Annotated in this window: 13 protein-coding genes; 3 read left to right on the top strand and 10 right to left on the bottom strand. The window is 63.2% G+C overall.

Going from position 1 to position 14724, the window contains the following annotated elements:
- Positions 1-74: 74 nt before the first annotated feature.
- From ACO06R_RS05385 to ACO06R_RS05355, 7 genes are all read right to left on the bottom strand, one after another.
- On the bottom strand, positions 75-971 hold the full coding sequence (locus ACO06R_RS05385; RefSeq protein WP_421857116.1) for a LysR family transcriptional regulator: 897 nt from the start codon (positions 969-971) through the stop codon (positions 75-77).
- The gene (locus ACO06R_RS05380; protein WP_421857114.1) at positions 959-2122 is read right to left on the bottom strand and encodes a polysaccharide pyruvyl transferase family protein; all 1164 of its coding nucleotides are present in this window, start codon (positions 2120-2122) and stop codon (positions 959-961) included. Before ACO06R_RS05380 ends, ACO06R_RS05385 begins: the two co-directional genes overlap by 13 nt.
- Before the next feature lie 150 nt (positions 2123-2272).
- On the bottom strand, positions 2273-3178 hold the full coding sequence (locus ACO06R_RS05375; RefSeq protein ID WP_421857112.1) for a hypothetical protein: 906 nt from the start codon (positions 3176-3178) through the stop codon (positions 2273-2275).
- 56 nt (positions 3179-3234) lie between these two features.
- Positions 3235-3666, bottom strand: coding sequence for a hypothetical protein (locus tag ACO06R_RS05370; protein WP_421857110.1), 432 nt, complete (start codon positions 3664-3666; stop codon positions 3235-3237).
- Positions 3667-3788: 122 nt separating this feature from the next.
- Positions 3789-4364, bottom strand: coding sequence for a hypothetical protein (locus ACO06R_RS05365; RefSeq protein WP_421857108.1), 576 nt, complete (start codon positions 4362-4364; stop codon positions 3789-3791).
- 363 nt (positions 4365-4727) lie between these two features.
- Positions 4728-6965, bottom strand: coding sequence for a hypothetical protein (locus ACO06R_RS05360; RefSeq protein WP_421857106.1), 2238 nt, complete (start codon positions 6963-6965; stop codon positions 4728-4730).
- Positions 6966-6996: 31 nt separating this feature from the next.
- Entirely contained in the window at positions 6997-8967 is a 1971-nt protein-coding gene (locus ACO06R_RS05355) for a DNA/RNA non-specific endonuclease (protein ID WP_421857104.1), read from the bottom strand.
- A gap of 563 nt (positions 8968-9530) precedes the next feature.
- On the opposite strand from ACO06R_RS05355, the gene odc2 reads away from it, so the two are divergent.
- Positions 9531-10661 carry an ornithine/lysine decarboxylase gene (gene odc2, locus ACO06R_RS05350; protein ID WP_421857102.1) on the top strand — a complete coding sequence of 377 codons (1131 nt, stop codon included), beginning with the start codon at positions 9531-9533 and terminating at the stop codon, positions 10659-10661.
- Positions 10662-10681: 20 nt separating this feature from the next.
- Positions 10682-11260 carry a GNAT family N-acetyltransferase gene (locus tag ACO06R_RS05345; RefSeq protein WP_421857100.1) on the top strand — a complete coding sequence of 193 codons (579 nt, stop codon included), beginning with the start codon at positions 10682-10684 and terminating at the stop codon, positions 11258-11260.
- A 77-nt stretch (positions 11261-11337) separates the two neighbouring features.
- Here ACO06R_RS05345 and ACO06R_RS05340 read toward each other — a convergent pair whose 3' ends face one another.
- Complete coding sequence (locus ACO06R_RS05340) at positions 11338-11613, bottom strand: hypothetical protein (protein ID WP_421857098.1); 276 nt, start codon at positions 11611-11613, stop codon at positions 11338-11340.
- Positions 11614-11773: 160 nt separating this feature from the next.
- On the opposite strand from ACO06R_RS05340, the gene ACO06R_RS05335 reads away from it, so the two are divergent.
- Positions 11774-12508, top strand: a complete 735-nt coding sequence (locus ACO06R_RS05335; protein WP_421857096.1) for a class I SAM-dependent methyltransferase — start codon at positions 11774-11776, stop codon at positions 12506-12508.
- A 72-nt stretch (positions 12509-12580) separates the two neighbouring features.
- Here ACO06R_RS05335 and ACO06R_RS05330 read toward each other — a convergent pair whose 3' ends face one another.
- Entirely contained in the window at positions 12581-13669 is a 1089-nt protein-coding gene (locus tag ACO06R_RS05330; protein ID WP_421857094.1) for a DUF3616 domain-containing protein, read from the bottom strand.
- A 72-nt stretch (positions 13670-13741) separates the two neighbouring features.
- Positions 13742-14716, bottom strand: a complete 975-nt coding sequence (locus tag ACO06R_RS05325) for a WD40 repeat domain-containing protein (RefSeq protein WP_421857092.1) — start codon at positions 14714-14716, stop codon at positions 13742-13744.
- Between the last annotated feature and the right edge of the window lie 8 nt (positions 14717-14724).

Genomic DNA, 14724 nt, shown 5'->3' with positions numbered 1-14724 from the left:
TTGCCTTAAGGGCATGGCCGGACAAACCCGGCAGCAATGTGACGCGACTGTTAAAAACCAATGGGCGAAACGCTCTAGTGTTCATAGGTCTTGAACCAGTCCGCGAGATAATCGACCAGCGCCCGCACCTTCCCGGGCAGGTGGCGGCGATGCGGATACACCGCATATATGCCCGCCTCTCCCTGCAAGCAATCCTCCAGCACCTCCACCAACGCACCGCTTTTCAAGTCGTCGCGCACCGCAAAGTCCGGGCAAAGCGCGAAACCGAGATGCGATACCGCGGCCGCTCGCGCCGTCAGCGGGCTGTTGACCTCCATCGGACCGGAAACCTTGACCACGGTCGGCGTTCCATCCGCCGACTTCAGTACCCAGTTTCCACGCCGCCTGACATTGGTATCGATGATGCAGGGGCGCGACGCCAGATCTTCCGGCGTTTGCGGCAAACCGTGCCGCTCGATCGTCTCCGGCGTGGCGACGATCAAAGCCCTGAACGGCGCAAGACGCCGCGCGATCATGCCGGAATCCTCCAGTTCGGTAATTCGGATCGCCAGGTCGAAGCCCTCTTCCACCAAATCGACGAAACGGTCATCGAGGTGGATGTCGAGTCCGATTTCCGGATTGGCGATCGCAAAGTCGATCAGGCACTGGCCGATCTTGGCGTCCGAGAAAGAGCGAGGCGCCGACAGCTTGATGCGCCCGCGCACTCCCTCGCGGCTGTCGCGCACCATGTCCTGCAGCGTATCGATCTCGCGCACCAGCTCGACTGCGCGCCCGTAATAGGTGTGTCCCGCCTCGGTCAGCGAGAACTGGCGGGTTGTCCGGTTCAGCAGCAAAGCGCCGAGTTCGTCTTCAAGCTCGCGGACATATTTCGACAATAGCGCCTTGGAGCGGCCGATTTCGCGCGCCGCCGCCGAGAAACCCTCATTCTCGACCACGGCGATGAATGCCCGCATTCGCGTCAACGTGTCCATGCGATCCTTCTTTGCGGTAAACGGCGGCATTCACATCGCTGAAATGTAACGTGATTTGCCGCCGGTCCGTCAATCCCGCATCGGGAGGCTCCGGAGCGATAGGACACGCTCCATGACACTGCGGCCGGTTCGCGGTCGGCTGCAAATCCGCGTTTCTCTTCCAGCAGGGCGGCAAGTAGATGCCGCGCGGCGTGAAAATCGGAGACGAGATGCGTCAAACCGTCATCTGGCCAGCTTTCGATATAGGAAGTCGTTTTTCCGTAGCTGTTGTCCAGCACGACATGCGGCTTGCCGAGCAGCGTCGACAGGATGTGTCCGTGCAACCGATCGGTCAGTACCACCTCTCCTCGCGCCAGAAGGTCGAGCCCATGTCGCAGTCGTCCTTCTGTCCTGCGCATCGCAATAGCAAGCTTTACCGCTTGTGGATCGCGTGACAGCAGTGCCAAGAGGCGGCGGTGTTTCGTCCGTCTTCGGTCAAATCTCGACATTCTTTGTTCTGGCGGCCAGTCGAATACTGTCGTGATACCCCGCAGGCCATCCGCGTCCTGTGCATGAGTGACCCGCTCCTTGTCGGTGCGCATCAGCGCGACAACCGGTTCGCATGGTACGTTCACGCTGCCGACCGGCGCGATCCAGTAGGCGGCATCGGGCGCCAGCCGTACATCACAATCGAACTGCCTGCGCGCATAGACAAGGCTCTTCCGGTCGCGCACAACCAGTGTGAAACGCCCATGGGCGTCGATCGCCCTTGCCATCTCGTCCGCCATTTTCTGGTCGACATAATGGATCGTTTGCGCAAGCTGGACGATCCGATAACCCTTCAACAGCTCAAGGCGCTGGATACGCGGTGCGTGATAGGCGGGCCAGACATCCCCAAAGTTGCCACCGCCATGCAGGAAGACTGTGCCGGCGCGCAGATAGCGCGGCAGATCGTCTACCGGTTGGGTTTCGTGCGCAACATATGACGGATCCCGCCCGGTTAGAGAACGCAGGGCCTCGATTTCGCCGAGCCAGATCGCGCTGTCGCCAACATTGTTGTGATTCGGCCAGTCCAGCAAGGCGTAGGGACGCCCGTCAGGAGCCAGATCGCTCAAGGCATCGGAGTAATACTGCTGCATGGCGGCAGTATGCTGCCGTGATTTTCTGTTCATGGCTGTCCGAAACAGTTCGACTGACCCGGATTCCACTAAGCACGTCCCGAAGCCCGGAAAAGCGATATCTGGTCCCCGTACTCGTCTTCGTGCTCTTCAAAGCCACGGCTTTCCCGCATTGCGTCGAAGTCTTGGCCCCAATGCTCACATCTATCGCCCGAATAGACGCTTTCGCAGCCTGAGCAGACCGCCTGTAGCGCGCGCCAGGTCGGCCGTCGCCGACCATTCGGGCATGACCCGCCTTGCCGTGTTTCCGCAAATCTCCTCACACTGATCGAGCAGGAAACCCTTCTCGATGCGTTCGACCAGGCCGAAACGCTGCCTGTTGGAGAAGGCACGCGGTACACTGCTATGGGGAGCGGCGGCTTCCAACCCGGCAAAGCGCGCGATTTCGGCCGCCCTGTCTGCGATAAAGTCAACCTCGACGATCATGAGCCGATCCGGCGGCGCGGCAGCGAGAACGGTCTCGACGGCGTCCCGCCAGTATCCGAGATAGCCTGAAACCGTGTGCAGGCCATGTTCGGCCAGTACGCTCTCGGCACTGGCATGCCCCTCCGGCGCACCGAAACGGTAGCGACGATACCGCATCCAGACGTCCGACGTCTGGCGCCGGAGGCTGTCATCGATAATCGAGCGGAGCCAGGAAATCGGCCCCCGGACGGTCTGGATGTAGCGATTGCCATTGAACAATTGCTCGAATTCATCGATCAGATGGATGTTCAGCTGGGATGCGTCGATAGTCAGCTTGCGAGCTTCATCGCGGCGCAACAGCGCTTCACGCAATCGGGCCCGACCTTGCCCGCCCTTGCCTTGCAGGATCAGTTCGATGAGTTCCTCGGCATCGGCTTCATGCGCCGAAACCACGCGATCCGCAAACATCTGACCGATCGTATGGGTTCCGGTTTTTGCCGCACCAACACCGAATGTCCTGAAATCTCGTACGTCACTATGCGTCATGCGCTCGGCCGGAAACTGGTACCACTTCAGCGTGCCTATCCCGACCCGGATGCACTTTCTACAATGCTGGATTTTCGCGATTCCGATGAAACCGGTCAAGCACTTTATCTCAGCGCAACCTAGTCTCCAAACCGACAGCCGAACCGAAGAGTCAGTCAGCGGCGCAACTGCCAATCGAGCTTCGTAAAGCTCCGTTTTACGCCGTCTTCGCCGAGGATGTCGGTAAGCAGCGTATTGATGACCTTGCGGGTTTCGTCCATCGTCGCATGCCCGACCATCGCGCTGTCATCGCCCGTAAGGGTGAGTTTCTCGAGCCGGATGCGGGCGCCCAGATCGTTCCCGACCAGGTGATAGGTCAGCGTGCCGGCACGATGGCGTTTGTGCAACAACGCGAATAGCTGGTCCATGATACTGATACCGTCGGCGTTGCGCGTCTTGATTTCGCGGGGCAATCCGCTCGGCACGGTCTCCGGATCCATGACATGGAAAAGCGGCGGATCGACTGCTCCAGTTCGCGCTGCAGCCGCCGAGAAGCCCTCATTCTCGACCACGGCGAAGAACGCCCGCATTCGCGTCAACGTGTCCATGCGATCCTTCTTTGCGGTAAACGGCGGCATTCACATCGCTGAAATGTAACGTGATTTGCCGCCAGCCGGTCAAACCCGCACCGGCACGCGCCGACCAGCCGGGCTTGTATCGCCGCGCTGTGTCAGCGTATCGGCAAACCGCCGGCAATCCGAGCCATTTCCGCCGCCGCCGACCAGCCCGGCATGACCAGCCTTGCCGTATCACCGCAGATTTCCTCGCACTGCTCAATAAGGAAATCCCTGTCGATGCGTTCGACCACACCGGAGCGCTGATAGTTGGCATGGGCATGCGGCGCGCTCAAATGGGGAGCGATGTCATCCAGCCCGACGAACCGTGCGATCTCACCGACCCGGTTCGCGATCTGGTCGGTTTCCACAATGATGAGCCGCTCCGGCGGCGCGACGGCAAGAACGAACTCGACGGCGCATTGCCAAAACCGCAGATAGCCGGACACCGTATGCAGGCCATGATCGGCCAGCACGCGCTCGGCAGGGGCGTGCCCATCAGGCGCACCAAAACGGTAGCGGCGATACCGCATGACAATATCGGTCACGTCGCGCCGCAGACTGTCATCAACGAACGACCGAAGCCAGGAAAGCGGTCTCCGAACCGTCAGAATGTAGCGGTTCGCCTCAAACAGGTATTCCAGATCCTCGATCAGATGGATGTTCAACTGGGACGCGTCGATCGCCAGCATGCGGGCCACGTCGCGTCGCAGCAGCGTTTCGCGCAGGCGCGCGCGATTTTGTTTGCCCGGACCTCGAAGGATCAGTTCGACAGCATTTTAAAGTCAGCTTCATGCGCGGACCGGACGTGTGCCGCGAACATATCACCGATCGTATGGGTGCCGGTTTTTGCGGCGCCAACGCCGAAAGTCCTGAACTCTCGCGCTGCGGTATGCACCATGCTCCAGTTCGAGGTCTGGGACGTATCTTGCAAAGCTATTACTGCCGGTGAAACAATGTAACCGGCGCGATTTTTGCGGAACAGGCGAATTCGGTCAAGCAATTTCCCGTCGCTCAGCATCGTATACAGACGGGCAGAGTATCCGCGAGGTCAGTCAGCGGCTCAACTGCCAATCGAGCTTCGTAAAGCCCCGTTTTACACCGTCTTCGCCGAGGATGTCGGTGAGCAACCTGTTGATGATCTCGCGCGTTCCATCCATCGTGCCGTGCTCGACCATCGCACCGTCCTGGCCCGCGACGGTGAGTTTCTCGAGCCGGATGCGGGCGCCCATCCGCACGGCCTCGTTGACGGCGTCCTCGGCATAGTCGACCAGCGCAAGCGACTTCATGATCGGAAAATCGTCCTTTTTCTCGATTTCCTCGAAGGTCGATTTCGGCCTGCGGTAGCCAGTCCCGCCTTCGCCGCGTGCGAAGGCCATCTCCCGGCTGATCATGACGCCAAGCACGCGCGCCCAGAAATTCGGCCAGTTCAACGGATAGTCCGGATTGAACGAGTCGAGCCGGGCGGCATCCTCGTCGAGGCACCACAACGTCGTCTCCTCGACGACAGCCTCGCGCCGCTTCGCCTTGCGATTGACTTTCCCCTCTCCCGACCGGGCCAGGGCCGGCACCACCTTCTCCATGAACCGCCGCCGCTCGATCATCGGCGAGACCAGATGAAGCGTCGAAAATACCGGGATGTGGGCATGGTCGTCCTCGGACGCCGTCGACAGCAGTTCGGCTACGAAGCGCGCGCCCAGATCGTGCCCGACGAGATGGTAGGACAGGGTGCCGGCGCGATGGCGTTCGTGCAGCACGGAAAACAATCCGTCCATGACGCTGATCCCGTCGGCATTGCGCAGCTTCATCTCGTCCGGCATTCCGCCCGGCCCGGCTTCCCGGCCGGGAACCATCACGTAGAAGAACCGGCGGATCGACCGCTCCAGTTCGCGCCGCAGCCGCCCGGTCAGCCCAGCAGCCTCGATCTCCGCCAACCGGGCGATCATGCGTTCGCGCTGTGGCCCCGCCGCATGCGAACGCGCCCCGACCGTTTCGATCACCTGATCGACCTGTTTGCGCAACTGGTCGTGCAGCTCCGATTCCCATAGCAAGAAGACCGGGTAGATGCCGTTCTCGCGATAGACCGGATGAATGGCCCGCACATAGCGCGCGGCCGCCTCGTTGTCGCGCCCGCCGGCCAGCAAATGGATCAGCACGTGACGGTATTTGAGATCCTCCGCCGGCAGCTTGTGGGAGGTCCCGTCCTTCGCGAGCCGTTTCCCGGTTTCTTCCTGCTTCTCGTCGCTGTGCCGGTTGTTGATGATGCGGATCGTTTCGGCGATGGTCCGCTGGTCGTGGTGGAACGGGCCATAGCGTTGCATCCTGCCGTCGACGATCGGCAGCAGGTGTCCGAGCACGTCGAGCCGCGTCGGTGTCGACCGCATCGCCTTTTCGCCCGATCCCGCAACGCCGGCCACGCCCTGCAGGCCGACCGAGTAACGGAACGCATCCGGCAATGGCGCAGCCAGCCTGAGCGCCCAGACATCGGCGACATTGCGCGACCAGTCCTCATAGGTCCACACCGCGACACCACCGTCACCCCATCCGGGACCCCACGAATTCTGCACGAGGAAGCCGCGCGGCGTGTAGCCGATCACCAGAAAGGCGTGATAACTCGGCCGCTCTTCGTCCTCGCGAAGAGCCGGATCGAAAGGGATGACACTCTCATCATCCGTCCGGATCCAGCCATCGTGAATGCGTGCGGTTACCGCCAGAACCCGGCTTTCCGAAACCGCGCAATGCATGTCTGTCAATTGCGGCCGCACGCGGTAATAGGCGCCGAGCACCGCATGCCGCGCCTCCTCGGCAATCGCCGAGTTGGTGTGCCACCACCAGCGCTTGTCGCCATCTGCGATGGCTTTCGGATCGTGACCGGCCTTTTGCAATACGTCATTGGCGGTGCGAATCGAGCAGACGCCATTGTGGTGAAAGCCCTTGATCGCGCCGCGAAGGGACGACCCGCTGTAACCCTCGCCGTGCCACTCGTCGTGCAACTGTGCGTTGCCGTAGATCATCCGGGCGCTGGCATAGGGTATGAGCAAGGCGTCGGAACCGGGCTTCTCGCGTCCGCCGCCCTCGACGCATTCCAGCGCCAGCAGGTGATCGATCGCCGCCGCCAGCGCATGCCCGGTGCATGACGCCTCCTGCCCCTGATCGCGGACGCGCCCCGGCTCCCACCAGCAATTGTCGGCCTTGCGCGGATCGACTTCGGCGCGCAGTGCGTTCAGCGAGGGCCTGTAAAGCTGGTCGCGTTGATCCGGAATATCCGCCTTGGCGTCAGTTACCGGGGCCATCTGCCGCTCTCCCTGCCGGTCCGCTTGCGCGTCAGGCGATGATCTGGTCGGGCGACTGGATCGCCTCGAGCCGGACCCGCGGTCCTGGACGGCCGCCGGCAACCGATTCGATGCCCGTCTCCGCCTCGGGCGGCTTCTCGTAGGTATCGGCGTCGCGCACCCTTTCGGAGAAGTCGAGCCCGGTCAGCCGTTCCAGGTCGCTGACCGCCAATTGGTAGGTCTCGAACCGGTCGCCGAATATCAGTTCGAGGTCGGCCTCGCCGAACATGTCCCACTGCCACATGACGAAGGCCTGTGAATGCAACTCCATCCGTCCGCGTCGGGTCCGGCCGATCGAGGCGATCACCTTCCAGAAACCGAGGGGAATGCCGATTTCCTCCAGGCCGCTGCGTTTCGAGCGCGGATCCGACGAGCCGAATATCGGCCCGGCGAAAACGGAGATACGGGCATCCCGGTCCTCGGCCTTGCCGAGCACATGCTCTTCGAGATTCAGCCAGATCTTGCGGTTGAGGTCTTTGTGTTGAGGTGCGGCGTTCGTGTAGTAGAACGTGTCCTTCTCCGCCACCTTGGCGGCGCTCTTGTCACCCCACACCGGGTCGAGGCGGCGCACCAGATGGCCGCGGTCGAAATCGTTGCGTGTGTAGAGCGCGTTGTCGACCTGGGCATCCTCGGGGATGCGCGGATCGGTCTGCCAGGGGTCGCCCTTGCGCTTCTTGTGCCAGAGATCGGTGCCGTCGATATTGACCGCCGTGAAGAAAGCGAGCCGCCGCTCGGCGTTCATGACCAGCGAGAAATGCGTGTATTTCAGCTCGATCGAATCGTCTTCCAGCTTCGCGGCCTGGCGCATCTGCAACGCGTTGAGCGCCGGCATCGGCACCTCGACCGTCTTGCCACCGCCGAGGAACTGCGGATTATAGCCTTCACGATCATCGAGCGAGGCGGGGCTCTCGGTTTCGGTGTAGCCAGCGCGTCCGCCGCTCCCGCCTCCAACTTCACAGCCCCGGACGCTCACCCGGTTCTTGGCGGCAACATCGCGGATCGCCGACACCTCGACGGCAAGGTTCTTGTCGCCCTCCCGGCCACCGAAATGCAGGCCGACCGCGCAGCCGCTTTCCACATCGATCAGCACGGACCCGGAACTTCCGCCGAGCGTGGTGCAGTCATGCGCAAACGTCCGCGCCGGCGTTCTGACCGGTTTCACATGCCCCGGGGCGAGCCGCTTCTTGTCGTAGACGTCGCGGAAAATGCGCGCCATGTCGGCGTCGTCGTTGCGCGGATCGTGCGCAGGATATCCGATCGCCCCGATAGTCGCGCCATCGCGTATCCCGTCGGCCACGGCGACAGGCACCAGTTTGAGCTTGGCGACCGCCTTTTTGTCGAGGCGCAACAGCGCCATGTCGACACCGGAATTGCTCTCGACATGGACGATATCGGTGACCGCAGCGACCAACTGGCGCGACCGCTGGTGTTCTTCATAGAAATCGATGCTCACATCGAGGCCGGGCAACAGCTTCCGGAATTGGCTCATCTCGTCGGCAAAGACCTGCGCGACATGCCGGTTGGTGATGATCGTCTGCTCGTCGATTAGCCAGCCCGTGCCCACCCAAAGGAACCGCGGATGTCCCTTGAGCTCGATCCGACCAGCCGACGCGATAGCCCCGTCGATGACATCGCGGAACGGATCGAGACGCGCCCGCCATGTATCCGATTGCGGCACCTCGAAAGTTCCGTCACGGATCAGCAGCGAAGGCCGTCCGAAGCGCATGATGATGGCTTCGGTCATGCCCGCGCCATCCAACTCGGAGTTGTGGCTCTCGGCGCGCGCGAGCGTTTCGGCGATATCCGGCATCAACTGGGATTCGACGCCCGGCGCTTGCGCGAGACTCTCGACAAACGGGCCCATCTCGCTGTCGCCCCGCGCTGCCTTGCCGAGCAGCTCTTCGCCGCGTTCCTTGAGTTCGCGCTTGAGTGCCTCATCTGTAAGGATCGACTCGATATTCATGTTCACGCCCTCGCTCTTACGCAAATGAACCGCTGATCCGATGTATTAATCCTATATTAAACAGACCAGATCCGGAAGCAGCGCTGGTATTATTGGTTTACGCGCCGTCTACAGTCGCGCCGCGGGATTTTCAGAACACCCTCGTAAAACGTCTTGCGTTCGCGACAACCCTCGACTATATGCGCCGCACCCAAAGTCGCACGTGCCTGTGGGTGTCCGCCGTCCCCTCGAATTGGTGAGGGGAAAGGTAAGGTACCCGGAGCTAACCCCTCCGGTCGCTTCCCGGCCAACCGGACAAGCGAGGACATCTCAAAGCAACGACGGTCGGGTCTATCGATCACTCGTCTGGCGGTCCAAACGCCGGGGTAGTTGAGAGACGCTAACCATCCTTGCCAAACGTGCGGTCGGAGCATCCCGCCAATCAATGGCAATCAAGGCCGCCTCGCCGGCCTGACTGTTCACGCGGTTCCGCTAGGGCCGGCGCATGCGCGTCGCCCGTGCGCGGTTCCGGACCTGTTTTGCGCAGCCTTGCTGCACCGAACCTGTTGATTGGGATCGCCAAGATGACCGAACGCATCCACGACTTCCTCGCCACACGACGCCCGGCGTCGCCCTGCCTCGTCGTCGACCTCGACGTGGTCGCCGAGAACTACCGCGCCTTCGAGAAAGCGCTACCGGACAGCCGCATCTTCTACGCCGTCAAGGCCAATCCCGCGCCCGAAATTCTTCGCCTGCTGGCTTCCATGGGTTCGTCTTTCGACACCGCCTCGGTGGCCGAGATCGAGATGGCGCTCAACGCCGGCGCCACCCCCGACCGCATCTCCTACGGCAACACCATCAAGAAGGAGCGCGATATCGCCCGCGCCCATGAGCTCGGCATCGGGCTTTTTGCGGTCGATTGCGTCGAGGAGGTCGAGAAGATCGCCCGCGCCGCGCCCGGCGCCCGCGTTTTCTGCCGTGTGCTGACCGACGGCGAGGGGGCGGAATGGCCGTTGTCGCGCAAATTCGGCTGCGCGCCTGCAATGGCGGTCGACGTTCTGGCCCAGGCTGCCCGCCTCGGTCTCGACGCCTACGGCGTGTCCTTTCATGTCGGCTCCCAGATGACCGACCTCGATGCGTGGGACAAGGCGCTCGCCGATGCCCGCGCTGTCTTTGAGGCCATGCTCGACAAGGGCATTCGCCTGAAGATGGTCAATATGGGCGGCGGCTTCCCGACGCGCTACCTCAAGGACGTGCCGTCGGCGCAGGCCTATGGCCGCGCCATCTTCGACGCGCTGCGCACCCATTTCGGCAACGACATCCCGGAAACAATCATCGAGCCGGGCCGCGGCATGGTCGGCAGTGCCGGCGTCATCAAGTCTGAAGTCGTCCTCGTGTCGCGCAAATCCGAAGATGACGACGTGCGCTGGGTTTATCTTGACATCGGAAAGTTTGGCGGCCTTGCCGAGACCATGGACGAGGCGATCCGCTATCAGGTGGTCACGCCGCGCGACGGCGACGCCGCCGAACCCTGCGTGCTGGCCGGCCCGACCTGCGACAGCGCCGATGTCCTCTACGAGAAAACGCCCTATCCGATGCCGCTGACGCTGACCGTCGGCGACGAGGTGCTGATCGAGGGCACGGGCGCTTATACGACCACCTATGCCTCGGTCGCGTTCAACGGCTTCGAGCCGCTGCGCTCCTACGTCATCTGACGGCGCACGGGATCACGGCCATGACCATGATCGCCGTTGACGGCGAAGCCGTCACGATTTCGCTCGAGCGCGCGGTCGATGTTGCTGCCCGCGACGCTCTGCTTGCCCGCGCGATGGGCGCGAACTGGACCGCCAGAACATCGCACCGGCTGCGCGCCTGCAGGCTGCCGGCCGAGGGGCTGGCGCTTGCCGCCCATGACCGCGCCGGCACGCTGGTCGGCACGGTGCGGCTCTGGAATATCGCCGCCGACGTCGACCGCGACGGCCACGCGGTTCCGGCATTGATACTCGGCCCGCTTGCCGTCGATCCGGTGCGCAAGGGCGGGGGCGTCGGTGCGGCGCTGATGCGCCATGCCATCGCCCAAGCCACCCGCCTCGGCCACGCCGCGATCCTGCTGGTCGGCGATGCGCCCTATTACGAGCGCTTTGGTTTTTCGGCGGCTGCAACCACCACGCTCGTCCTTCCCGGCCCGGTCGAACGCGAGCGCTTTCTCGCCCTCGAACTTGCCGAGGGCGCACTTGATGGCACCGCCGGCATGGTCGTCGCGACGGGCCGCCGTGACACGGGCAGTCGGGCCTTTCTCCACTTTACCGCCTGACTGCTTTCACCCCCGCCGCATCTTCTCCCATGCGGCGGGGGTGAGTGTTCGAGTTCTTCGGTGGCGCGGCGCCGGGGTCAGACCTCCGCGCAGAAATAGACGCGGTTCTTCGGCCCGTCCGGCGACGGATCGTAGATCATGCCCACATTGCCCATGCCGCCACAGGCCGATGCCGCAGCACCCGGTGTCGGATAGGTGTCATCCTTCGCCGCGTTGCGGTTCTGCTGTCCGGAGGAGAACCCGCCGACGGTCTGCCCACCGCCGTTCTTGAGCTTGAAGTTACCGGCGGTTGCCGGTGCGGCGAAGATGGCGATCGCTGCAATGGCGGTCAGACACTTGGCAAGATTTTTCATGATGCTCTCCTCATTGCGGTTTGGTGTTGGGTCTATGGGAAGAGGTTAGGCGCGCCGTTGGGTTCCTGGTGTGCACACGGTCACAGTGCCCGGCCGCATCTTGCCTGCCGCAGGGCGAACGGCGCTGGCGCGGCGGCACGGTCTGTCTTATGCATGCGCCATGCCCCTCACCTACGACACCATCGGCGTCGATTACGCCAATCTGCGCAAGCCCGATCCGCGCATCGGCGCCCTCATCGAAGGCGCGCTTGACGATGCGCGCACCGTCCTAAATGTCGGTGCCGGCGCGGGGTCCTACGAGCCGGCGGGCAAGATCGTCACCGCGCTCGAGCCGTCCACGGAAATGATCCGCCAGCGGCCGGCTTCGGCAGCGCTCGTCATCCAGGGTGTGGCCGAGGATCTGCCTTTCGACGACAAGGCCTTCGACGCGGTCATGGGGGTCAACACGGTCCATCACTGGACGGACAGGGCGAAGGGCTGCGCCGAGATGCGCCGGGTGGCGACCGGCCGCATCGTGCTCCTGACCTTCGATCCAGCCCATCGCGGCGCCTGGCTGATTGACTACTTTCCCGAACTCGCCGCCCTTGATGACGCCCAGATGCCGCAGATCGCCGACTATGCGGGATGGCTTGGCGCGGTCGATATCGCGCCTGTGCCGGTGCCGCACGATTGCACCGATGGCTTTCTCTACGCCTACTGGCGGCGACCGCAGGCCTATCTCGACGACAAAGTGCGCGCCGCCATGTCGTCCTTTTGGGCGATCGGTGATGCAGCCGACAAAGGTCTCGCCCGGCTCAAGGCCGATCTCGACAGCGGTGCCTGGGAGAAACGCTACGGCGCGCTGCTCGACCAGGACACCTGCGATGTCGGCTACCGGCTTGTGACCACCGGTTAGACCCTTCAGGTCCGGACAGATCGCCCTGCGATCAGTCAGTCAGCCAAGCAACCCAGCCTTGATCGGCACCATTCAATCCTGAAACACGTCGGCGGCAAGCCGGTGCCGTTCCTCGTCGTAGCGGCGCGGACAGGGCGCGTCATAGGCGACGAGCAGCCCGTCGCCGCCCGGCATGGGCGCGATGGCCTCGGCCCGGTCGCACCCCTCCAGCAGATCGAGTGTGATCAGGGTTGCGAGCGCCGTGCGGCCGAGAATGCGCGCTTTCTTCTTCGGCACGTCCGTCACGATTACCCTTTGATATCCCTCGATGGACTGGGTTGGGCCGGTAAGGATCACGAGCCGCCCGTCCCTGACCAGCAGGTCGCGCATCGCGTAGCCGCCCAGATCGAAGGCATGCAGACGGTAGTGCTCGCCGTCGATCTTGCCCGGCTTCAACCCGCCTTTGCCACCCGGTTTCAGCTTCAGTTCGACGATCAGCGCGCGTCCGCCGACAGCCGGCCCGCGCAGCCCAAGAAACACCCGTTTGCCGACCACGGCCAGCCCCTCGATGTCAAAGCCGTTTTCCTTGGCCGGGACGTTCATGAACGGCTTCAGCAGCCGGTCTTTTTCGACCAGCCCGCGAATGCCACCCTCGCCGTCTTCGCGGTCGATGATGGCCGCCGCGGATCGCCACTTGCTGTTGCCCGGTGCCTTGGTCCTGCGTTTCGGCCGGAATACCCCATTGCCCTTGTCGACCAGCGGCACCCGACCCAGCACGCCGCGATTACCGTCCCATTTCGGCTTGGCGATGTCGCCGACCTTGCGGTCTTTGTCACGCGGCGGACGGCGGCGCTTGGCATGCGATGCGCTGATCCACAGATAGCCGTCGGCGATCGCCAGTCCCTCGATGTCCAGCTCATCCTTGCGCCGGTCCGGCAGATCGAAGAAATCGGCGATGCGGAAAGTCTCGTGCGATCCGAAGTCGCCGGTCGCCGGATCCAGCACCAGTCTCTCCAGCGATGCATATTCATCGCTGGCGCAAAACAAGGTGTTGCCGACAACCGCCAGCGCCGAGATATCCTTGCCCATGGGGCGCCGGTCTTTCAGCGGCTTCTCGACGCGGAATTGCAGCGCTACCTGCCGTTGCGGCCTGTCCGGCTGCGGACGCTCGCCCAGTCCCATGCGGGGCTCCCGGTATCGCGTGTTGAATTGCCGCTCATCCTATCACGAGTTGGAAAGGCTGCAGAATCGGCTCTAGCCCGCAATGTCGATCACGCCGCAGTCGCCGGCTTCCGAGCCGAAAGCGATGCGGTAGCCATCACGATCCCAGTCGATCGCGCTGATCGGCCCCTTGCCCTCGCGGCGCAACAGGATGTCCTTGCGGTCGGCGAACCGGACGGCCAGCACCACACCGTCCGAATAGCCGATCGCAGCAACCTCTTCCTGCGGATGGCAGGCCACCGCCGTCACCATCGCGTCGCCGCGTGTCCCCAGTTCCATTGGCGCCTTGCCCATCGGGCCATCCTCGCCTGCAAACGGCCAGACGATCGCGGCGGGCGCGCCGTCTGTCGCCAGCCAGTTTCCTTTCGCCGACCACGACCAGCTCTTCACCTTGGCTGGATAGCCCGACATGCGCATGTGCTTCCCGTCGGCGACCCGCCAGCCATGCAGGGCGTTTTCCTGCATGGTCGTGACCACATATCTGCCTTCCGGCGAGAACATCACGTCCGTATGCGCGCCCTTCCATTCCAGATCCACCGGCTCGCCCGGTATTGCCACCCAGTTGAGCGAAACGCCATTGTAGCGGGCGGCCGCCAACCGCAGCCCCTTCGGCGCAAACGCCAACCCTTCGATGGAGCGTTGTTCGGCAAATTCCCGTTCCGTCCCGTCGCCGGTGCGCACAAAAGCCGTCCGCCCCGTCGCCCAGGCGACCGCGCCATGCGGCCCGGTTGCAAGCGCGGTGATCCATTTCTTGCCGGCAAAGCCGATCTCGCCGCCGGTACCCTCGGCGTTCAGCGCACGCACCAGCCCGTCTTCGCCGCCGGTGATCAGTGCCTTGCCGTCGCGCGCCAGAACCGCGCAGGCCGTGCCGTCATGCATCTGAACGGCGTGATGACCGCGATCGAGCCGGTGCACCGTGCCGTCGGCCAGCGCGAACACCGGCACCTCGCCGACAAAGCCGGCAAAGAGGCAATATCCGTCAAGATCGAGAGGGGCGACTGTGGGCATGATGCTAA

Origin of the sequence: Oricola sp., from assembly GCF_965230365.1 — a bacterium.
Taxonomy (GTDB): domain Bacteria; phylum Pseudomonadota; class Alphaproteobacteria; order Rhizobiales; family Rhizobiaceae; genus Oricola.
Note: the sequence above shows the minus strand (reverse complement) of the source record. Positions and strands in the feature narration are given on the sequence as shown.